Origin of the sequence: Mycolicibacter sinensis, from assembly GCF_001667945.1 — a bacterium.
GTDB lineage: Bacteria > Actinomycetota > Actinomycetes > Mycobacteriales > Mycobacteriaceae > Mycobacterium > Mycobacterium sinense_B.
Map to the genome: position 1 here is coordinate 1 of NZ_LZJK01000150.1, position 19,133 is coordinate 19,133.

Below are 19,133 nucleotides of genomic sequence, written 5' to 3' on the forward strand. Positions count from 1 at the left end.
CCGACAAGAAATCGCCTGTGACGCAAGTGAATAAAGGGGCGTAGGCCAACGGCTAACGGTCCGTTTTCCCAACGCACCAGCCCTCCGGCAGCATCGGCATGCGCGGCCCGCCGCCGAAGCCGTCGCCGGCCACCGTGGCCAACCCGCTGGGCGCCCCGGCACCGATCTTCCGGCTGGTTCCAGTAAAGCCCTGGGACCCCGCGCCACGATCCGCTGCCACTGCCGCGGGGCCGATCGGCATATCCAGATCCATGTACTCATCGCCGTAGCCGCGTAGCCCCACCCGCCGGCGCCCTCGCCGCCGCTGACCCGCCTCCGCTCGGGCGAGGGGCGCGGTGGCCCGAGCGGCGGCTCCCTGGGCGTCCGGCTCCTGCGCCTTGTTGCCCATTCCCGAACCGAACCCGATGTCGGGCCCGCCCCCACCGACGAGATAGCCGAACGCCTCCAACCCGGCAACCGGCGGGGCGGCGCCCGGCGGCGGCAAGGCGGGCGGGGGAGCGGCCGCGGCGGCCGGCGCCGGCGCCGGCGCCGGGGCGGAGGTACCCGACGCGGCAGCAGTGACCACGGCCGTCGGGGACGGCTGCATGCCGACCGCTGCTGGCGGGACTCCGGCCGGCACCACGGCGGGCTGCGGCAGCCCGGCCAGCCCCGCCAACCCGGCCAGGCCGCCCACCGCCGTCACCGGGGCCTGCAACAGCGGCAACATCGCCGGCAGCAGCTGTGGGAAGTTGTACACCAGCTGGACAAGGTCGAAGATCCGGTGCGTGATGAGCTGGACCCCCGCCAAGGCGATGACGAAGACCAGCTGGGCCGGGTTGTGCGCGAAGGCCAGGGTCTGCGGATCGTAGAGAAACAGCCCCTCGACGAAGCTGGTCCCCATGTCGCTCAAGGCGCCGCCGAAATCTGTTCCCGGAGGGAACGGGGTGAAAGGATTGCCGGGCCAGATCAGTTCCAAGAGGCTGTGGGCGCCCTCGAACTTCTCCAGCTGTGCGATCAGCGACGACAAGTCGAACGGATCGCCGGTGGCCGCCACCGGCTGCGATGCCTCGGCGTTGACGATTCGTGGTGCCGGCGCGGCGGGCGGAGCAGCGGCCAACGTTGCGGCGGACACCGTCTGATAGCCGGACATGGTGGCGGCCGCCTGAACCCACAGGCGTGCGTAGTCGGCTTCGTTGGCCGCGATCGGGATGGTATTGACGCCAAAGAAGTTCGTTGCCACCAGCACCGCATGCACGGCATGGTTGGCGGCCAGCTCCGCCAGGGTCGGCATCGTTGCGACAGCGACTTCGTATGCGGCCGCGGCGATCTCATGCTGCACGGCGATGCGGGTGCTGGCAGCCGCCGACTGCTCCAACCAGGCCACGAACGGCGCATGGGCGTCGAGGTAGGACTGCGCGGCGATACCCTGCCAGACCCCGGTCCCGGCGGCGTTCAATGCGGCGCTGAGTTCCTCGGCCGCAGCGGCGTATTCGGCGCTCATCGACGACCACGCGGCGGCCGCCCTGAGCAGCGACCCGGCTCCGGGGCCGCTGTTCAACAACGCCGAATGCACTTCCGGCGGGACGCCCATCCATACCGGCGCAGACATCGCCGCTCATTCGACCGGCGCCGGGCAGGCGCCGTCGCGCGGTAGCAGCAGGATTCTCGCCATGTGGCGCCCCCGGCGCAGTCGGAGCAGGATCATTGTCAGGCTAGTCCCGAGTCCGCCCTGATGCGAGGACTTGCCGGAGCGATTGCGGGTCCTTGGCGCCGGCTCGACCCGAGCGCCCGGAATCGCCACCTGCACAGCGGCACTGAGTCAACGAGGGGCGGGATGGTGGCGGCCGCGCAGGATGGTTTGCCGCCCCGCGGCGCAGGGTACGCAGCCGGCGTGAGCTCTCTCCTCCGGCGCACGGGGCTGCACCAGCTGCACCGGATGCTGCGGTTGGGCGGGTATGTCGCATTCGACCTTCCGCGGACGGTGACCGCACTCGGTGGTCTGCTGCTGGTGGGCCTCGCGGCAGCTCATGCCTACGTCGTGATCCGGGAGCGAGCGCTGCCGGCGTCCTTCGAGGTCTACTCTGCGCTGCTGATCGGTGGTTGCCTGCTGGCCGCGGGCATCATGTGGCTGGCCGTCACCCCCCGGCTGCCACCGCTGGGGTGGCTGCTCGGCGATCTGCTTTCGGTCGTATTTCTCGGGCTGTACCTGGTAAGCCGGGCCGGCAGTTGGCCGGGTCTGGTCGCCTTGACCGGACGCTGGGACATCGCACCCGGCACCTGGGCCATGGCCTGCGCAGCCGGTTTCCTCGCGGTGCACATGTCGGTGTTGCTGCGGATCAACGTCGCCTACCCCCAACACCAGGGCTGGCACGACTGATGACGACACTCGATTTTCCCGCTTGGCTGCGCATCGAGCACTGGCTCAACTTCCTCTTTCTGACGTTGCTGCTGCGCAGCGGCATCGAGATACTTTCCACGCACCCGAAGCTGTACTGGAACGAGCACAGCAAACCGGGCACCGAGTGGGCACGCTTCACGCCCCGGGAAATGCCGACCGACAAGCTCTATGACACCCTCGACGAGGAAGAGGACTACAGCTCAGTCGTTGCGCTACCCGGGCACAAGAAGCTAGGCATGGGGCGGCACTGGCACTTCATCTCGGTGATGGGCTGGATCGCGGTTGGATTGTCCTACTACATCCTGTTGTTCGCGACCGGCCAATGGCATCGCTACTGGCCGTATTCGTGGTCGATTTTTTCGGAGGCCTGGAACGACGTCGTCACCTACCTGACGTTCAACCTCCCCCCGCTGCTGCCCGGCGAGCCGCTGGATGCCATCCAGAAGCTGACCTATGCCGGCGTCATCTTTGTGCTGGCGCCTTTTCAAATCCTCACCGGCGCCGCGCAATCCCCGGCGATCGAGGCGCGCTTCCCGTGGTATGTCCAGATGTTCGGAGGCCGGCAGTGGGCACGCAGTCTGCACTTCGTCGGGCTGGCCGCGTTCCTGGCCTTCATCGCGATCCACCTGTCGATGGTGTTCTTCTGGGGCTGGGGCCAGCTCACATCGCTGATGATCTTCGGCGCGGTGCGCAACATCAACTGGGCGACGTTGTGGTCGCTGGCCATCATTGCGGCGGTCGTGGCCGTGCATGTCGCGGCGACGGTATGGAGCCTGCGGCGGCCCACCCAGGTGCACCGCATTCTGGGCAGCATTGTCACCCGGGCTCGGCTGATCCTGCTGCGGCCGTTGAATTCCCGGCAGAATTACCCGCCAGGCAAGATCTCCGAAGAACACCGGGTCAACGGCAAGCCGCCCTGCTCGGATGAGTACAAGGTGATGGCGGTACACAACTTTGCCGACTGGCGGCTGCGGGTCGGCGGCCTGGTGGAGAAACCGGTGACCTTGGACCTCGACGCCTTGCGGGCGCTGGGTCAACCGGAAACCCAGCGGGTACTGCACAACTGCGTCCAGGGCTGGTCCAGCATCGGCCAGTGGAGTGGAATTCACCTGAGCCGGCTGCTGCAGGAGGTGCGCCCGCTGCCGCAGGCCCGCTACATCTGCTTTCTGACCATGCAGGACACCGGCCGCGACGAACCCAGCGCGGAGGGATCGGGGCAGTTCTACGAGGTGATGGACCTGGAACTGGCCTACAAGCCGCAGACGATCCTGGCCTACGAGATGAACGGCAAACCCTTACCGATCAAGCACGGCGCGCCGTTGCGGTTGCGGGTGGAGACCCAAGTCGGGTTCAAGATGGCCAAGTGGATCAACCAGATCGAGTTCATCGACGACCATTCCGGCATCGGGATGGGCCTGGGCGGCTGGCGTGAGGACAACGTGCACTACGACAAGGATGTGGAGATCTGAGATGGCCGAGGAGGCGATGGTGCGCCCGGAACTGGTCCGGCTGCAGGCCACCGAGCGCCAGCGGGTAACCGAGCAGCTCGCCGCCAAGGGCGGGCACTGTGAGTGCTGTGGCGCAACGGACTTCAGCGTCGGCGACGCACTGTATCTGGGGTTTTTGTTCCTGGACGAAGACGACGACGCCTACATGGTGGCGTTGACGTGTCGCAACCCGGAATGCGCCAAACCACGGACGGCGATCAGGCTGCGGGAGAGGGATTTTCTGGACCGCGACGCCGGCCAGGCGCGCGCCGCGAGTTGGTCCGTCGAGGTCCCCGGTGCCGCTTAGCTTTTGCCGGTGCCGGCACGGTGAACACCGGTTGCGTGAGTCCGAAACGATCGATGAGTTCGGAGAGCCCGCGCAGTTCGGTGCACAGCACCTGGAACCGTTGTTCGTCGGCGCCTTCGAGCCTGCCCTGCGAGCTGTAGAGCACCAGCCGCCGCAGCCGCCCGGCCAGCGCCGTGCCCCATCGGACGGACAGGTCGTAGCTCTGGTCTTGGGTGACCTCGGTCTTCTCGCCCAGGTGCTTGAGTTCCCGGATCTGCTCGGCGATCCACTCGAAGTCGTCGTCGACACCGAAGACGTTCGCTGCGGACGTGCTCATCGGTGTCCCTCCTGGGCTCAGAGATGCGGTTTGGCGACGCTGATCACATACGGCGCCCCACGCAAGGTCAGGAACACCCGGTGCGGACCGATCGCCATCCCGGACAGCGGTGCCGAGCGGGCCTGTTCCGCACCGAGACCAGCGCGGTAGTCGACGACCTTGACCGTCGGGATGATGTCGTCGGGGTAGCCGGTGAAGCTCGCCGTCTCCAGGGTCACCAGCTGCTGGTCGGTGGCGGCGTAGATCCTGGTGTCGTCGGTGCCCAGATAACGGATCGGTGACGACGGCAGGCCGGCGTGGCCCACCACCTCCAACCCGTCACCGCCACGACCGGATTCGACCGCATACAGCACCCCGTGATCGTGGTCGGCGACATAGGTGCGCGTCACCTTGGTGCCGTCCCCGGCCGACGCGCCGACGTGCATGGCCAGCGAGCCCCGCTGGTCGGGTGGCGACGAGTGGCCCTTGAAGTAACGGATGCTCGAGCGCCCGTAGAGGTGGTAGTCGATCTCGCGGCCGCGGGTGGAGCCGTCGATCGAATCCGCCGGCTCACCGGGTATGTGGGCCGCCGGTAATTTGCGGTAGCCGTATTGCTCCACCGGAGTCACCGTCGAGCCATCGGCCGACAAGGCGAGCAGCACCCGCAAACCGGCATCCTCGGACAGGTAGGCCGGAGCGGGGCCGGCGTCCACCTGCTCGACGGGCTGCAGGCTGGCGAGGTCGACGACGGCCACCGTGCCGCGGCCGGGCTGAGGAACGAAGACGTGCCGGTCGTTCATCTGGCTGATCTGCACGTTGCGTCCGGCGCTCAACGGCCCCGACAAGGTGGTGCGCGCCGCGTCCTGGCTCGCGGCACCGTCGACCTTTGCCAACCGCTGATCGTCGGTGAGCCCGATCAGGGCGCCGGTGCCATACGACCACACCGGTTCGTGCAGGGGCACGCTGACCCGGGCCAGCGTCACCTCGGGGGCGCCCTCCGGCTGTTGCGGTGACGAGCAGCCCGCTGCGACAAGGGCTGCGATGGCCGTGCTTGCCCCCCAGGTCCGCGCCCGGTGACGTCTCGGGCAAGTGGCCACCATCGCTGACCGTCCTTCGGTGTTGCTGTCGACCTTTCGGTGCAGTACCCCGACAATCAGGTCGTTACACACCGAGGAAGTTCAGCCTGCCTGAGCCCGCGGGGCATCCGGGGTCCCACGGCGCCGGTCGCACCTAGAACCAGTCGGGCTGCATCTCGATCGTGGTGCGATCCAGGCGCTCCAGCAAGTCGAGCTGCGGGCCGGTCTTGGGCAGCTCGTAGCGGAAGAAGTACCGGGCGGCCTGGCGCTTACCGTCGTAGAAATCCCCGGTGCGTCCGCCGACGGCCAGTAACTGCTCCAGCCACATCCAGGCGATCACCACGTGACCGAAGGCCTCCAGATAGACGGCGCTGTTGGCCAGCGCGGCATCGATGTCACCGGCGGCGAACATGCCCGCGGTGACCGCGACCAGCCGCTGGATCACCGCGTCGAGTTGCGTTGCCGCCTCGGCTGGTTCGCCACCGGCCCGGCGACCGGCCGCGATGCTGTCCGTCATCGCCTGGTGCAGGGCGGCCAGGCTCGCCCCGTCGCGTTGGGTCACCTTGCGGCCCAACAGGTCCAGGCTCTGGATGCCGTGGGTGCCCTCGTGGATCGGATTGAGCCGGTTGTCCCGGTAATGCTGTTCGACGTCGTACTCGCGGGTGTAGCCGTAACCGCCGTGCACCTGGATCGCCAGGTCGTTGGCCGCCAGGCACCACTGCGAGGGCCAGCTCTTGGCAATCGGGGTGAGGATGTCCAGCAGGGCAGTAGCGTGATCGCGTTCGTCCTCGGATTCGGCGGTGCGCGCGATGTCGACGAGTCGCGCGCAGTACAGCGCCAACGCGAGCGCCCCCTCGACATAGGACTTCTGGGCCAGCAGCATCCGCTTGACGTCCGGATGCTCGATGATCGGGACCTGCGGCGTCGCCGGGTCTTTCGCTGACACCGGCCGGCCCTGCGGCCGGCCGCGGGCGTACTCCAGTGACTTCAGGTAGCCGGTGTAGCCCAGCGCGATCGCGCCCATGCCCACACCCAGCCGGGCCTCGTTCATCATGCGGAACATGTAGCTCAGGCCGCGGTGCTCGGCGCCCACGAGATAGCCGACCGCGCCCGGTTCGCCGCCGGGCCGGTGGCCGCCTTCTCCGAAGTTGAGCACGGTGTTGGTGATGCCGCGGTAGCCCATCTTGTGGTTGAGCCCGGCCAGTACGACGTCGTTGCGCTCACCCAGCGTGCCGTCGGGATTCACCAGATATTTCGGCACGATGAACAGCGAGATGCCTTTGGTGCCGGTCGGGCCGCCAGGGATCTTGGCCAGCACCAGGTGGACGATGTTGTCGGTCAGTTCGTGATCGCCGCCGGAGATCCACATCTTGGATCCGAACAACCGGTAGGTTCCGTCAGCGCGCGGTTCTGCGCGGGTGGTGATGTCGGCCAGCGACGAACCGGCCTGGGTCTCCGACAGACACATCGTCCCGGTGAAGCGGCCGGCGATCATCGGTTTGACGAAGGCGTCGATCTGGTCGGGGTTGCCGAATTCGGCGAGCAGGTTCGCGTTGGCCATCGTCAGCATCGGATACCCGGCGGTGCTGACGTTGGCGGCCAGCAGCCAGGCGAACCCGGCCTGGGCCACCGTCGCCGGCAGTTGCGCCCCGCCCAGGGCGTAGTCCATCGCCATGCCGATCAGCTCGGCGTCGGCGCAGGCCGCCAGCGCCTCCTTGACCTCGTCGATGATGATGACGGTCTTCCCGTCGAAGGTGGGTTCCTGGGCGTCGCTCTTCTTGTTGTGCGGGGCGAAGTATCTGCTCGCCAGTTGTTCGCACAGATCCAACGTGTCGCAGAACGTCTCCCGGGAGTGCTCGGTGAAGCGGGGACGTCGGGTCAGCTCGTCGACGCGCAGCCAGTCGAACAGTAGAAACTCCAGGTCTTGCCGCGACAGCAGGGTGGACTTCATCGGATCCCTTTCACTCCAGGCCCAGTAGCGCGTTCTCCACGACCTCGGGCAGCGCCGGGTGGATCCAGTACTGACCGCGGGCCATCTCCGGCGCGGTCAGCCCGAAGCTCATCGCCTGGATCAGCGGCTGGATGATCGACGACGCCTGATGGCCCATGATGTGCGCTCCCAGCAGCCGTCCGCTGCCTCGTTCGGCGATCAGCTTGACGAACCCGGTGGTGTCCTCCATCGCCCAGCCGTAGGCGACGTCACCGTAATCCTGAACCTTCACCGAGACATCGAAACCCTGTGCCACGGCCTGCGTTTCGCTCAACCCCACAACGGCGATCTGCGGATCGGTGAACACCGCGAACGGGACGTAGCGGTGATCGGTGACGCGCATGGACGCGGTGTCCTCCCAGTCGCACAACAGATTGTGCTGCACCACCCGGGCCTCGTGATTGGCGACGTGTTTGAGTTCGTAGGGGGAGGAGACGTCGCCGAGCGCGAAGATCCCGGGCGCACTGGTTCGTTGGTATTCGTCGACCACCACCCGACCATTGACGACGTCGACGCCGGCCTGTTCGGCATCGAGCAGGTCGCCGTTGGGCACCCGGCCGGTGGCCACCAGCAGTGCGTCGGCACGCAGCAGCGACCCGTCGTCGAGCTGCAACTCGACACCTGAACCGGCATTTCGGGCGCCGGTTACAGTGCGGTGCGCCCGCAGGTCCCACTTGCGCGCCGCGAGATCGGTGTAGCGCTGAGCCACGGTTTCATCGGTGTACCGCAGCATCGTCTGGCTCCGGATCACCACGGTGACCCGGACCCCGAGGGCGGAGAACACGTGGGCGAACTCGGCAGCCACGAACCCACCGCCGATGATCACCAGGTGCTCGGGCAACTCGGCGATGCGCATCACGTCGTCACTGGTGTAGTAGCGCACGCCGCTGTCGGCGATCACCGGTGGAATCCAGGTCCGCGCCCCGGCGGCGATCACCACCTGGGTGGCGGAGAACTCTTCACCGGTGGTGGTGCGCAATACGTACCTGCCGTCGGAGTTGACCGGCGCGAATCCGGTGTGCGCGGCGTAGACGTCGACGTTCGGCAGGCTGCGCCGATACCGCTCGCCGCCGGCGGCGATCGGGTCGATGCGACCGAACACCCGCGAGACCATGTCGGGCCAGCGCACCCGATCGATGCGGGCATCGATGCCGTAGCGGGCCGCGTCGGTCACCGTCTGCGCCACCTCGGCGGCGTAGACGAACATCTTCGTCGGGATGCACCCGACGTTCAGGCAGGTGCCGCCGAAGGTGCCCTGCTCGCAGATCGCAACCCGCTTGTCGGCGTAGCGGTCATCGAGAATGCTGTTGCCCGAACCGGTTCCGATGATCGCCAGATCGTAGCTTTCCACCCGTGTTTCCCATCCGCCGCGCCCGCCGTCTTCGCCAGCCTAAAGGGTGTGCCCCGATTAGCCTGAGCCCTGTGCCCACCGCCGCCACCACCGACATCGCGCTGATCGGCGCGGGCATCATGAGCGCCACTCTCGGGGCGATCCTGCGCCGGCTGGAGCCGGACGCCTCGATCACCGTCGTCGAACGATTGGACGCCGCCGCCGGCGAGAGCAGCGACCCGTGGAACAACGCCGGCACCGGGCACGCCGGGCTGTGCGAACTGTTCTACACGCCGCAGCGGCCCGACGGCTCGATCGACATCGCCAAGGCGGTGCGCGTCAACGAGCAGTTCCAGGTGTCCCGCCAGTTCTGGTCGTATGCGGTGCAACACGGCATGCTGGATCAGCCGCGCACCTTCGTCAACCCGGTGCCGCATGTCAGCTTCGTGGACGGCGCCGCTGGCGTGGACTACCTGCGTCGCCGCCATGAAGCGCTGGCGCCCAACCCCCTGTTCGCCGGCGCCGAGTTCATCACCGACTTCGACGAATTCGCCGCCCGGCTGCCGTTGATGGCGGCCGGTCGAGACGTCGGTGCCCCGGTGGCCCTGGACTGGTCGCCCGACGGCACCGACGTCGACTTCGGGGCGCTGACCTCCCAGCTGATCGGTTACGGAGCGCGGCACGGCAGCGCGGTGCGCTTCGGCCATGAGGTACGCAGCCTCGAACGGGAATCCGACGGCAGCTGGGCACTGGGACTGGCCAACCGCCGAACCGGTGAAACCGCAAGGCTCAACGCCAAATTCGTCTTCATCGGAGCCGGGGGCGCCACACTGGGTCTGCTACGCAAGGCCGGTATCTCCGAAGTCCGCGGCTTCGGCGGATTCCCGATCGGCGGGGTGTTCCTGCGCTGCGGGGACCCGGAGATCACCGACCGGCACCGCGCCAAGGTGTACGGCGCGCCGGCCCCGGGCGCACCGTCGACGACCGCGCCGCACCTGGACACCCGGGTCGTCACCGGCGCGTCGTGGCTGCTGTTCGGGCCGTTTGCCGGCTGGTCGCCGAAGTTCCTCAAGCACGGCCGGGTCACGGATCTGCCGAGGTCGGTCCGCCTCGACAATGCGGCTTCGCTGCTGGGCGTCGGGATCGCCGAGCGTGCACTGGTCGGCTACCTGCTGGGCCAACTGCGCCGAACTCACGCAGGCCGTATCGAGGCGCTGCGGGAATTCGTCCCCGACGCGCGCGACCGGGATTGGTCGCCGCTACGGGCGGGCCAGCGGGTGCAGGTGATCCGGGGCGGGCGACTGGAATTCGACACCACGATCGTCAACGCCGCCGATGGCAGCGTCGCGGGGCTGCTCGGCGCCTCCCCGGGCGCGTCGACCGCGGTGCCGGCCATGCTCGAGGTGCTGACGCGCTGCTTCCCCGGCCGGTTCCCCGGCTGGCTGCCCCGGCTCACGGAGATGGTGCCGTCGCTGGGCGTGCGGCTCGCCGAGGAGCCCGCCCTGTTCGAGCAGGTGTGGGAGTGGGGTAGCCAACAGCTTCAGCTCCGCTGATGGGCCACTAGAGTTGCCGGGTGACCGAGAACCCATATCTGGTCGGGCTGCGGCTGGCCGGCCGCAAGGTTGTCGTGGTGGGCGCGGGCAGCGTCGCACAGCGGCGGCTGCCGCTGCTGGTGGACAGCGGCGCCCAGGTGACGGTGATCGCCCCGAGCGCGACCCCGGCGGTCGAGGCGCTCGGTGAGCGCAAGCCCGGCATCACGCTGGTGTCGCGCGGCTACCGCGACGGTGACCTGGCCGACGCCTGGTACGCGATCGCGGCCACCGATGACGCGGATATCAACGCCGCCGTGGTCGCCGAAGCTGACCGACGCCGGATCTTCTGCGTGCGCGCCGATCTCGCCGTCGAGGGATCGGCGGTCACACCCGCCACCTTCGGCTACGCCGGTCTGTCGGTCGGCGTGCTGGCCGGCGGGGAGCACAGTCGGTCGGCGGCGATCCGATCGGCGATCCGGGAGGCCTTGCAGGACGGCACAATCACCCTGGAAACAGCGGCGACCTCCGATGTGGTGCGCGGTGGCGTGGCGCTGGTCGGCGGCGGGCCCGGCGATCCGGAACTGATCACAGTGCGCGGTCGGCGCATGCTCTCGCACGCCGACGTCGTGGTGGCCGACCGGCTCGCGCCGGCGGAGTTGCTCGCCGAACTGCCGCCGCACGTCGAGGTCATCGACGCCGCCAAGATTCCCTACGGGCGGGCGATGGCCCAGGACGCCATCAACGCGCTGATGATTGAGCGCGCCTCGGCCGGCAAGTTCGTGGTGCGGCTCAAAGGCGGCGACCCGTTCGTGTTCGCCCGCGGTTACGAAGAGGTGCTGGCCTGCGCCGACGCCGGGATCCCGGTGACGGTGGTGCCCGGTGTGACCAGTGCCATAGCCGTGCCGGCGCAAGCCGGGGTCCCGGTCACCCACCGCGCCGTGAATCACGAATTCGTGGTGGTCAGCGGGCATGTGGCACCGGATGACCCCGAATCGTTAGTGAATTGGGATGCGCTGGCCGCGATGCGCGGCACCATCGTGTTGCTGATGGCCATCGAACGCATCGAGCAATTCAGCGCGGCGCTGCAAAAAGGCGGCCGACCTGCAGATACGCCGGTGTTGGTGGTGCAACACGGCACCACGCCCGCCCAGCACACGCTGCGGGCCACGCTCGCCGACGCGCCCGAGAAAATCCGCGCCGAGGGCATCCGGCCTCCGGCGATCGTCGTCATCGGGGCCGTGGCCGGCTTCGGGGTTTAAAGACCTCTTAATATTACTGTAGGGTAGCCAGTTATGACTGCTCTTGATGATGCAGGACGGGCGACCGCGCAGTGGCAGGCAGACGCCGCCAAGCCAGTGCCGCCGGGGCGGTCGGACGCGAATATCGTGAGCCGGACCAGCAGATTCGTCATGTCCATGCTGCCGTCTCGTCGTTTCATCTACGCCGTGATCGCCATCGGTGGCATGCAATTGCTGGCCACGATGGACAGCACCGTGGCCATCGTCGCGCTTCCTAGGATCCAGGACGACCTGGGTCTGTCCGATGCCGGCCGCGGCTGGGTGATCAGCGCCTACGTGCTGACCTTCGGCGGCCTGATGCTGCTCGGCGGTCGCCTGGGTGACACCATCGGCCGCAAGCGCACCTTCATCAGCGGGGTGGCGCTGTTCACCATCGCCTCCGTGCTGTGTGCTGCGGCCTGGGACGCTCCCACCCTGGTGATCGCGCGGCTGCTGCAGGGCGTCGGCTCGGCCATCGCCTCACCGACCGCGCTGGCGCTGATCGCCACCACCTTCCCCAAGGGGCCGGCCCGGAACACGGCCACCGCGGTGTTCGGCGCGATGACCGCGGTGGGTTCGGTGATGGGCCTGGTGATCGGCGGCGCCCTGACCGAGGTGTCGTGGCGGCTGGCTTTCGCCATCAACGTGCCGATCGGCCTGCTGATGATCTACCTGGCCCGCACCGCGCTGACCGAGACCTTCCGGGAGCGGATGAAGCTGGACGCCGCCGGGGCGCTGCTGGCGACCCTGGGCTGCACCGCCGCGGTGTTCGCGTTCACCATCGGCCCGGAGAAGGGCTGGGTCTCGACGATCACCATCGGCTCCGGCGTGGTGGCGGTGGTCGCACTGCTGGCCTTCGCACTGGTGGAACGCACCGCCGAGAACCCGGTGGTGCCGTTCAGCCTGTTCCGCGACCGCAACCGGCTGGCCACCTTCGCCGCCATCTTCCTGGCCGGCGGGGTGCTGTTCACCCTGACCGTGACCATCGGCCTCTACGTGCAGGACCTGATGGGCTACTCGGCACTGCACGCCGGGGTGGGATTCATTCCGTTCGTGATCGGGCTGGGCATCGGACTGGGTCTGTCCTCCCAGTTGGTGCGCCGGTTCCCGCCCCGGGTGCTGGTGATCGCCGGTGGCGTCGTGTTGCTGGGCGCGATGATCTACGGCTCGACCATCGACCGCAACATCTCGTACTTTCCGAACTTCGTGACGCTGATCGTGCTCGGCGGTCTCGGCATCGGCGTGATCGTGGTGCCGTTGACCCTGTCGGCGATCGCCGGCGTGGGCTTCGACCAGATCGGCCCGACTTCGGCGATCGCGCTCATGCTGCAGAATCTCGGGGGCCCGCTGGTGCTGGCGGTCATCCAGGCCGTCATCACCTCGCGCACGCTGTACCTCGGCGGCACCAACATGCCAGTGAAGACGATGGACGCCAGTCAGATCGCCGCACTCGACGCCGGCTACACCTACGGTCTGCTGTGGGTGGCCGGGGTGGCGGTGATCGTCGGCGCCATCTCGCTGTTGATCGGCTACACCGCCAAGCAGGTGGCGCACGCCCAGGATGCCCAGGACGCGTTCGGCGCGGGCAACCTGTAACGGGCTCCGGACGCCGCGCTGTCGGCCCCGACGAGCTCACCGATAAGCTCTCGGCCTGTGATCACCCGGATGTCCCAGCTGTTCGTGCGCACCCTGCGCGATGACCCCGCCGATGCCGAAGTGCCCAGCCACAAGCTGTTGATCCGGGCCGGCTACGTCCGGCCGATCGCACCCGGCCTGTACAGCTGGCTGCCGCTGGGGCTGCGGGTGCTGCGCAACATCGAGCGGGTGGTGCGCGAGGAGATGGACGCTATCGGCGCCCAGGAGATCCTGCTGCCCGCCCTGTTGCCGCGCGCTCCGTACGAGGCCACCCACCGCTGGACCGAGTACGGCGACACCATGTTCCGGCTGCAGGACCGCCGCCGCAACGACTACCTGCTCGGGCCCACCCACGAGGAACTGTTCACCTTGACGGTCAAGGGGGAGTACGGCTCCTACAAGGATTTCCCGGTGGTGCTCTACCAGATCCAGACCAAGTACCGCGACGAGGCGCGGCCGCGCGCGGGCATCCTGCGCGGGCGGGAGTTCGTGATGAAGGACTCCTACTCCTTCGACGTTGACGACGCCGGGCTCAGCAAGGCCTACCAGGCCCACCGGGAGGCCTATCAGAAGATCTTCGACCGGCTGGCGCTGCGCTACGTGATCGTGGCGGCGACGTCCGGCGCGATGGGCGGCTCGGCCTCCGAGGAGTTCCTGGCCGAGAGCGAGGTCGGCGAGGACACCTTCGTGCGCTGCCTGGAATCCGGCTACGCCGCCAACGTCGAGGCCGTGACCACCGCGCGCCCGCAACCCCAACCGGTCGAGGGCCTACCGGAGGCGCAGGTCTACGACACCGGAGACACCCCGACCATCGCCACCCTGGTGGACTGGGCCAACGGCGCCGGCCTGGGCCGCACCGTCACCGCGGCCGACACCCTCAAGAACGTGCTGCTCAAGGTGCGCCAGCCCGGCGGGGAGTGGGAACTGCTGGGCATCGGGGTGCCCGGCGACCGGGAGGTCGACGAGAAGCGGCTCGGCGCTGCTCTCGAGCCCGCCGAGTACGCGTTGCTCTCCGACGGCGATTTCACCAAGCACCCGTTCCTGGTGAAGGGCTACATCGGCCCGAAAGCGCTGCAGGACAACGGGGTCCGCTATCTGGTCGACCCCCGGGTGGTGGACGGCACCAGCTGGATCACCGGCGCCGACCAGCCCGGCCGCCACGTCGTCGGCCTGGTCGCCGGACGCGATTTCACCGCCGACGGCACCATCGAAGCCGCCGAGGTCCGCGACGGTGACCCGTCCCCGGACGGGGCGGGGACGTTGGTCAGCGCCCGCGGCATCGAGATCGGCCACATCTTCCAACTGGGCCGCAAATACACCGACGCGTTCAGCGCCGACGTCCTCGGCGAGGACGGCCGCCCGGTGCGGCTCACCATGGGCTCCTACGGGGTCGGCGTCTCCCGGCTGGTCGCCGTCATCGCCGAGCAGCACCACGATGAGCTGGGCCTGCGCTGGCCGGCGGCGGTCGCCCCGTTCGATGTGCACCTGGTGATCGCCAACAAGGACGACGCGGCCCGTGCCGGCGCCACCGAGCTGGCCGGCGAGCTCGACCGGCTCGGAATGGAGGTGCTGCTCGACGACCGGCAGGCTTCACCGGGGGTGAAGTTCAAGGACGCCGAACTGCTCGGCGTGCCCTGGATCGTCGTGCTGGGACGCGGCTGGGCCGACGGGATCGTCGAACTGCGGGACCGCTTCTCCGGGGAGACCCGGGAGCTGTCCGTCGGCGCCGACCTGGCCCGGCAGATCGCGGCCGCCGTCCGCGGTCAGGCTGCCTAACCCGGCGCCTGGGTGCACATGGTGCTGCGCGCCGCGCGCACCACGGTGGCAGCCTGTTCGGGGCTGGCGCCGTACTGCCCGGCCACCTGGTCGATCACGGCGCTGGAAGGCTGGCCGGTGTAGAGCAGACGGCACGCCTGCTTGCCGGCCAACAGCAGCTGGTCGTCGTCACCGGGAAAGTTGCCGCGGGTCGCGTCGAGATACCGGGTGTCCTCGGCGGTGTAGGGGATCGGCCAGGCGCCGGCCGGCCCGGCCACCGCCCCCATCACGGCTGCTGCGGCCGCCGCGGCGAGCGCCCCCAGCCGCATCCGTCGATTCAGCACTGACATCAGCTCCTCTCGTTCCAGCGCAGTTAGTCCTGGCCACCCGGGAAGGCCCGGGTGATCGGCCAATTGCCCAACGCCCGGTTCCAGTGCGCGGCCAGCACCGCGCTTTGCCCCAGCGCGGTGGCCGCGAATTCCCGGTCCGAGGGGTCGCGGGCCTGCTCGACGACGGCGCGCCAGGCCGTCGCGGTGTCGTTTTCCATCCGGACCGCCAGCCGCAGCGCGTCCTCAGAGGTGGTCAGGGGCATGGGCAGCTGGTATCCGGCGGCGGCGGGCGGGATCGGCACCGAGCGGGCGCGAAGGATCGCGATGGTGTTGTCCCGGCGCTCCCGGTGCTGCCGGATGGTGGGAACCACCAGGTCGTTGAGCTCCGGCGCGGAATACGCCGACACCAGCCCGTAGCCGTAGACCACCCCGTATTCGGTGATCAGCGCATCGCACAAGGCGGCGTCGGGGCCGCTAAGAGCACTGGGTTCCGCCGACGTCATGACTGCGTCACCAAGGCGACTGCGTACGAGGCCGTGCAGGCCGCCGCGATGGAGGCCAGCAGCCCGGCCCGGTAGCCCGACGAGGCGATGGCCAGCTTCCCGGCCCCCTCAGCCGCGCTGCGCAAGGCGTTGATCACCTGCGACACCGTCGGTGCGGGCCCATCCGGCGCGCTGCTGACGGTGGTCGTCTCGGCGATCGCCGGCGCGGGCTTACCGGCGGCCCGGGCGATCTCGGTGGCCAGCGCCCGGGCGTGTTCGGCCCGTTCCGCCGACACCTGATCCAATGCCGCGGCCAGCGCCTGGGAATCCGGTCCGGCCAAGGCCGCCCCGGCCGCGGCGGCCAGCGCGCTGTCGCGGTGCGCCAGTTGCCGTTGCGCTTCCAGGTCGTCGACGGCCGGCGGTGCCGGGGACGATCCGCACGCCGGTGCCGTCAGGGCGAGCAGGGCCAGCATCCCGGCGCCGGTCAGCACGCGCCGCCGGTCGATGGCGGTCAGGGGGCCGGGCACCTGAGACATCCTGCCATCCCGGCCGCCGCGGACGGTTGCGGCGGGGCCGGTCGTGTGCCGACTGTTGGGGTAGCCGGGCGCTTTTCGGCGGTTTGCTGTGGCTGCGCACGCCACGGCGTATCGTTGGTGGCTGGTTCCCGGCCGCGCCTGGCGCGTGGGAACGCGACGTCGGAGACAACTCAAGATGAGGAGCTCGCCGTGGCCACCCGGCTACCTTCGCAGACACAGGTGATCGAGCTGCTCGATGCTGAGTTCACGCGCGCCGGATATGAGATCGAAGACGTCGTCATCGACAACACTGCCGAGCAGCTGCCGCGGATCACCGTGGTCGCCGACGGCGACACCCCACTGGACCTCGACACCGCCGCGGCGTTGTCGCGCTCGGCGTCGGATCTGCTTGACGGCCTCGACTTCGACGGCCACTACGTCCTGGAGGTCAGCTCCCCGGGGGTGCACCGGCCGTTGACCACGGCGAAGCATTTTCGGCGCGCGCACGGCCGCAAGGTCGAGGTGACCCTGTCCGACGGGACCGGCGTGACCGGTCGGGTGGGGGTCGTCGAGGACGACGTCGTGACGCTGGTGGTGCGGGCCGGGCGGGACTGGAACCGGCGCCGGCTGCCGCTGGGCGAGATCAGCAAAGCGGTGGTGCAAGTCGAATTCTCGCCGCCGAGCGCACGCGAGTTGGAGTTGACGGGCCGGCAGGCCCCCGATGCGGGAACGGAGGCCGGCTGATGAATATCGATATGGCGGCGCTGCACGCGATCGAGGCCGACAAGGGCATCTCGGTCGACGTGGTGGTGGACACGATCAAGTCGGCGTTGCTCACCGCCTACCGGCACACCGAAGGGCACCAGGCCGACGCGGTCATCGACGTCGACCGCAAGACCGGCATGGTGCGGGTGCTGGCCCGCGAGACCGACGCCGACGGCAACGTCATCAGCGAGTACGACGACACGCCCGAGGGCTTCGGCCGTATCGCGGCGACCACCGCCCGCCAGGTGATCCTGCAGCGGCTGCGCGACGCCGAGAACGAGAAGGCCTACGGCGAGTTCTCGGCGCGCGAAGGCGACATCGTCGCCGGTGTCGTCCAGCGTGACGCCCGGGAGAACGCCCGCGGCGTCGTCGTGGTTCGGCTGGGCACCGAGGCGAAGGGGTTCGACGGCGTCATCCGGCCCGCCGAGCAGGCGCCCGGCGAAGGCTACGAGCATGGTGACCGGCTGCGCTGCTACGTGATCGGGGTGACCAGGGGGCTGCGCGAGCCGCGCATCGAGTTGTCCCGCACCCACCCGAACCTGGTACGCAAACTGTTCGCCCTGGAGGTGCCCGAGATCGCCGACGGGTCGGTGGAGATCGTCGCGGTCGCCCGCGAAGCCGGCCACCGGTCCAAGATCGCGGTGGCCTCGCAGGTTCCCGGGCTCAACGCCAAGGGTGCCTGCATCGGTCCGATGGGCCAGCGGGTACGCAACGTGATGAGTGAGCTGGCCGGCGAGAAGATCGACATCATCGACTACGACGAGGACCCGGCGCGTTTCGTCGGCAATGCCTTGTCGCCGGCCAAGGTGATGTCGGTGACGGTGATCGACCAGGCGGCGCGTGCCGCTCGGGTGGTGGTGCCGGACTTCCAGCTGTCGCTGGCCATCGGCAAGGAAGGCCAGAACGCCCGATTGGCGGCCCGGCTCACCGGCTGGCGTATCGACATCCGCAGCGACACCCCGGAGCCGGCCGCGGCCGGCGCCGAGCATGACGCCGGTCGAGGCGTGGCGCACGAGCACTGAGCGGGACGCGACCACCGGGGCAGGTTTCGGGTGGTTCGGGCGATCGCCGTCGTATGGGTAGACTGAGCCGTGATCCAGCGCGAGACTTCGACAACCGCCTCGCGGACGCACCGCTCCCCGCAGGGACCGGTGCGCACGTGTGTCGGGTGCCGGAAACGCGAGTTGGCCGCCGAGTTGCTTCGGCTGGTCGCCGTGTCGGGGAATGGCAACGACGCCGTCGCCGTTGACAGGGCGGGCAACCAGCCGGGGCGGGGTGCGTGGTTGCATCCCAGGCCGCAGTGCCTGCAGGCGGCGATCCGGCGGCGAGCGTTTGCGCACGCGCTGCGGGTCAGCGGTTCCCCGGATGTATCCGGGGTGGAGGAGTACTTCGATCGCCAGATCGGCTCACCGCCCCGGCGAACAGAACAGGTAGCGAAGAACATGAGCACACCGTGAAGTCCCGATGACCATGCGTCATAGCTAAACCCGAGGCGCGGCCCACCACCGCTGTCGCCTCATAGACAGGAGAAGTAGTGGCAAAGGCCCGCGTACACGAGTTGGCCAAGGAACTCGGTGTCACCAGCAAGGAAGTCCTCGCCCGTCTGAGCGAGCAGGGCGAATTCGTCAAGTCGGCGTCCTCGACCGTGGAAGCCCCCGTCGCGCGGCGGCTGCGCGAGTCGTTCGGCGGCGGCAAAGCCGCGGCCAAGAGCGAAGAGCCGGCGCCGGCGGCGCCCGCCAAGTCGGCCGTCCCGGCCCCGCCGAAGACGGTGCCGGCCGGGGACGGCCAGGCCGTGAAGGCCGAGGTTCCGGCTGCGCCGACGAGAACGGGTTGTTGCCGACGCGCGGTGTGCGGGCGCCGGGCTTGGGTCCCGGGGTTGCCGGCCGGGGACCGGGCGCGGGGGCCGGCGGGCCAACCCCGACATGGAGGCCCAGGGTGTGGCGACAAGGCGCACCTTGACGCGCCCGCGGCCTCGCGGCCC

Annotated in this window: 19 protein-coding genes; 11 read left to right on the forward strand and 8 right to left on the reverse strand. The window is 69.0% G+C overall.

The genetic code is table 11. The features are described from left to right. Window positions 1-52 precede the first annotated feature (52 nt). Window positions 53-1,588, reverse strand: coding sequence for a PPE family protein (locus A5694_RS18935; protein ID WP_064923848.1), 1,536 nt, complete (start codon window positions 1,586-1,588; stop codon window positions 53-55). A 282-nt stretch (window positions 1,589-1,870) separates the two neighbouring features. Between A5694_RS18935 and A5694_RS18940 the strand changes: the two genes are divergently transcribed. From A5694_RS18940 to A5694_RS18950, 3 genes are read left to right on the forward strand one after another with little or no spacing between them, the layout of a single operon-like run. Next, window positions 1,871-2,356, forward strand: coding sequence for a hypothetical protein (locus tag A5694_RS18940; RefSeq protein ID WP_064923862.1), 486 nt, complete (start codon window positions 1,871-1,873; stop codon window positions 2,354-2,356). Further along, window positions 2,356-3,846, forward strand: coding sequence for a molybdopterin-dependent oxidoreductase (locus A5694_RS18945; RefSeq protein WP_064923849.1), 1,491 nt, complete (start codon window positions 2,356-2,358; stop codon window positions 3,844-3,846). The genes A5694_RS18940 and A5694_RS18945 overlap by 1 nt, the downstream gene beginning before the upstream one ends. A gap of 1 nt (window position 3,847) precedes the next feature. After that, window positions 3,848-4,171, forward strand: a complete 324-nt coding sequence (locus tag A5694_RS18950; protein ID WP_064923850.1) for a hypothetical protein — start codon at window positions 3,848-3,850, stop codon at window positions 4,169-4,171. Here A5694_RS18950 and A5694_RS18955 read toward each other — a convergent pair. The 4 genes from A5694_RS18955 to mtr form a co-directional block, all read right to left on the reverse strand. Further along, window positions 4,083-4,487: a hypothetical protein gene (locus A5694_RS18955; RefSeq protein WP_064923851.1), complete on the reverse strand. Its 405-nt coding sequence runs from the start codon at window positions 4,485-4,487 to the stop codon at window positions 4,083-4,085. The two genes, A5694_RS18950 and A5694_RS18955, sit on opposite strands and share 89 nt — an antisense overlap. Before the next feature lie 17 nt (window positions 4,488-4,504). Further along, window positions 4,505-5,566 (reverse strand): hypothetical protein, encoded by a 1,062-nt coding sequence (locus A5694_RS18960; RefSeq protein WP_064923863.1) that lies wholly within the window; start codon window positions 5,564-5,566, stop codon window positions 4,505-4,507. Between the two features lie 130 nt (window positions 5,567-5,696). Continuing rightward, window positions 5,697-7,493 carry an acyl-CoA dehydrogenase gene (locus A5694_RS18965; RefSeq protein WP_064923852.1) on the reverse strand — a complete coding sequence of 599 codons (1,797 nt, stop codon included), beginning with the start codon at window positions 7,491-7,493 and terminating at the stop codon, window positions 5,697-5,699. Between the two features lie 10 nt (window positions 7,494-7,503). Continuing rightward, entirely contained in the window at window positions 7,504-8,883 is a 1,380-nt protein-coding gene (gene mtr, locus A5694_RS18970; RefSeq protein ID WP_064923853.1) for a mycothione reductase, read from the reverse strand. Window positions 8,884-8,954: 71 nt separating this feature from the next. Here mtr and mqo point away from each other — a divergent pair, with 71 nt between their 5' ends. The 4 genes from mqo to A5694_RS18990 are packed head-to-tail and all read left to right on the forward strand — an operon-like array spanning window position 8,955 to window position 15,082. Next, window positions 8,955-10,415: a malate dehydrogenase (quinone) gene (mqo, locus tag A5694_RS18975; RefSeq protein ID WP_082952757.1), complete on the forward strand. Its 1,461-nt coding sequence runs from the start codon at window positions 8,955-8,957 to the stop codon at window positions 10,413-10,415. Between the two features lie 20 nt (window positions 10,416-10,435). Beyond that, window positions 10,436-11,653 carry a uroporphyrinogen-III C-methyltransferase gene (cobA, locus tag A5694_RS18980; RefSeq protein ID WP_064923854.1) on the forward strand — a complete coding sequence of 406 codons (1,218 nt, stop codon included), beginning with the start codon at window positions 10,436-10,438 and terminating at the stop codon, window positions 11,651-11,653. Between the two features lie 33 nt (window positions 11,654-11,686). After that, window positions 11,687-13,267: an MFS transporter gene (locus A5694_RS18985; protein ID WP_064923855.1), complete on the forward strand. Its 1,581-nt coding sequence runs from the start codon at window positions 11,687-11,689 to the stop codon at window positions 13,265-13,267. Window positions 13,268-13,324: 57 nt separating this feature from the next. Beyond that, window positions 13,325-15,082, forward strand: coding sequence for a proline--tRNA ligase (locus A5694_RS18990; RefSeq protein WP_064923856.1), 1,758 nt, complete (start codon window positions 13,325-13,327; stop codon window positions 15,080-15,082). Here the strand turns inward: A5694_RS18990 and A5694_RS18995 are convergent. The 3 genes from A5694_RS18995 to A5694_RS19005 are packed head-to-tail and all read right to left on the reverse strand — an operon-like array spanning window position 15,079 to window position 16,408. Further along, the gene (locus A5694_RS18995; protein ID WP_064923857.1) at window positions 15,079-15,411 is read right to left on the reverse strand and encodes a DUF732 domain-containing protein; all 333 of its coding nucleotides are present in this window, start codon (window positions 15,409-15,411) and stop codon (window positions 15,079-15,081) included. The genes A5694_RS18990 and A5694_RS18995 overlap by 4 nt on opposite strands. Before the next feature lie 23 nt (window positions 15,412-15,434). After that, window positions 15,435-15,893 carry a ferritin-like domain-containing protein gene (locus tag A5694_RS19000; protein WP_064923858.1) on the reverse strand — a complete coding sequence of 153 codons (459 nt, stop codon included), beginning with the start codon at window positions 15,891-15,893 and terminating at the stop codon, window positions 15,435-15,437. Then, window positions 15,890-16,408, reverse strand: coding sequence for a hypothetical protein (locus A5694_RS19005; RefSeq protein WP_064923859.1), 519 nt, complete (start codon window positions 16,406-16,408; stop codon window positions 15,890-15,892). Before A5694_RS19005 ends, A5694_RS19000 begins: the two co-directional genes overlap by 4 nt. Window positions 16,409-16,597: 189 nt before the next feature. Between A5694_RS19005 and rimP the strand changes: the two genes are divergently transcribed. The 4 genes from rimP to A5694_RS24780 all read left to right on the forward strand — a co-directional run. Beyond that, the gene (rimP, locus tag A5694_RS19010; protein ID WP_064923860.1) at window positions 16,598-17,131 is read left to right on the forward strand and encodes a ribosome maturation factor RimP; all 534 of its coding nucleotides are present in this window, start codon (window positions 16,598-16,600) and stop codon (window positions 17,129-17,131) included. After that, entirely contained in the window at window positions 17,131-18,174 is a 1,044-nt protein-coding gene (nusA, locus tag A5694_RS19015; RefSeq protein ID WP_064923861.1) for a transcription termination factor NusA, read from the forward strand. Before rimP ends, nusA begins: the two co-directional genes overlap by 1 nt. Before the next feature lie 162 nt (window positions 18,175-18,336). Further along, window positions 18,337-18,609 carry a YlxR family protein gene (locus A5694_RS22885; protein ID WP_342707961.1) on the forward strand — a complete coding sequence of 91 codons (273 nt, stop codon included), beginning with the start codon at window positions 18,337-18,339 and terminating at the stop codon, window positions 18,607-18,609. A 77-nt stretch (window positions 18,610-18,686) separates the two neighbouring features. Further along, window positions 18,687-19,133, forward strand: a 447-nt coding sequence (locus tag A5694_RS24780) for a translation initiation factor IF-2 N-terminal domain-containing protein (protein WP_234787943.1), incomplete at its 3' end; no start/stop codon positions are given.

Bases quoted from the DNA above. Each gene is read 5' to 3' on its own strand.
- A5694_RS19000 (WP_064923858.1), bottom strand. From the start codon at position 15,893: ATGACGTCGGCGGAACCCAGTGCTCTTAGCGGCCCCGACGCCGCCTTG.
- A5694_RS18985 (WP_064923855.1), top strand. From the start codon at position 11,687: ATGACTGCTCTTGATGATGCAGGACGGGCGACCGCGCAGTGGCAGGCA.
- nusA (WP_064923861.1), top strand. From the start codon at position 17,131: ATGAATATCGATATGGCGGCGCTGCACGCGATCGAGGCCGACAAGGGC.
- A5694_RS18995 (WP_064923857.1), bottom strand. From the start codon at position 15,411: ATGTCAGTGCTGAATCGACGGATGCGGCTGGGGGCGCTCGCCGCGGCG.
- A5694_RS18960 (WP_064923863.1), bottom strand. From the start codon at position 5,566: ATGGTGGCCACTTGCCCGAGACGTCACCGGGCGCGGACCTGGGGGGCA.
- A5694_RS18945 (WP_064923849.1), top strand. From the start codon at position 2,356: ATGACGACACTCGATTTTCCCGCTTGGCTGCGCATCGAGCACTGGCTC.
- A5694_RS19005 (WP_064923859.1), bottom strand. From the start codon at position 16,408: ATGTCTCAGGTGCCCGGCCCCCTGACCGCCATCGACCGGCGGCGCGTG.
- A5694_RS18955 (WP_064923851.1), bottom strand. From the start codon at position 4,487: ATGAGCACGTCCGCAGCGAACGTCTTCGGTGTCGACGACGACTTCGAG.
- A5694_RS18950 (WP_064923850.1), top strand. From the start codon at position 3,848: ATGGCCGAGGAGGCGATGGTGCGCCCGGAACTGGTCCGGCTGCAGGCC.
- A5694_RS18935 (WP_064923848.1), bottom strand. From the start codon at position 1,588: ATGTCTGCGCCGGTATGGATGGGCGTCCCGCCGGAAGTGCATTCGGCG.
- A5694_RS18965 (WP_064923852.1), bottom strand. From the start codon at position 7,493: ATGAAGTCCACCCTGCTGTCGCGGCAAGACCTGGAGTTTCTACTGTTC.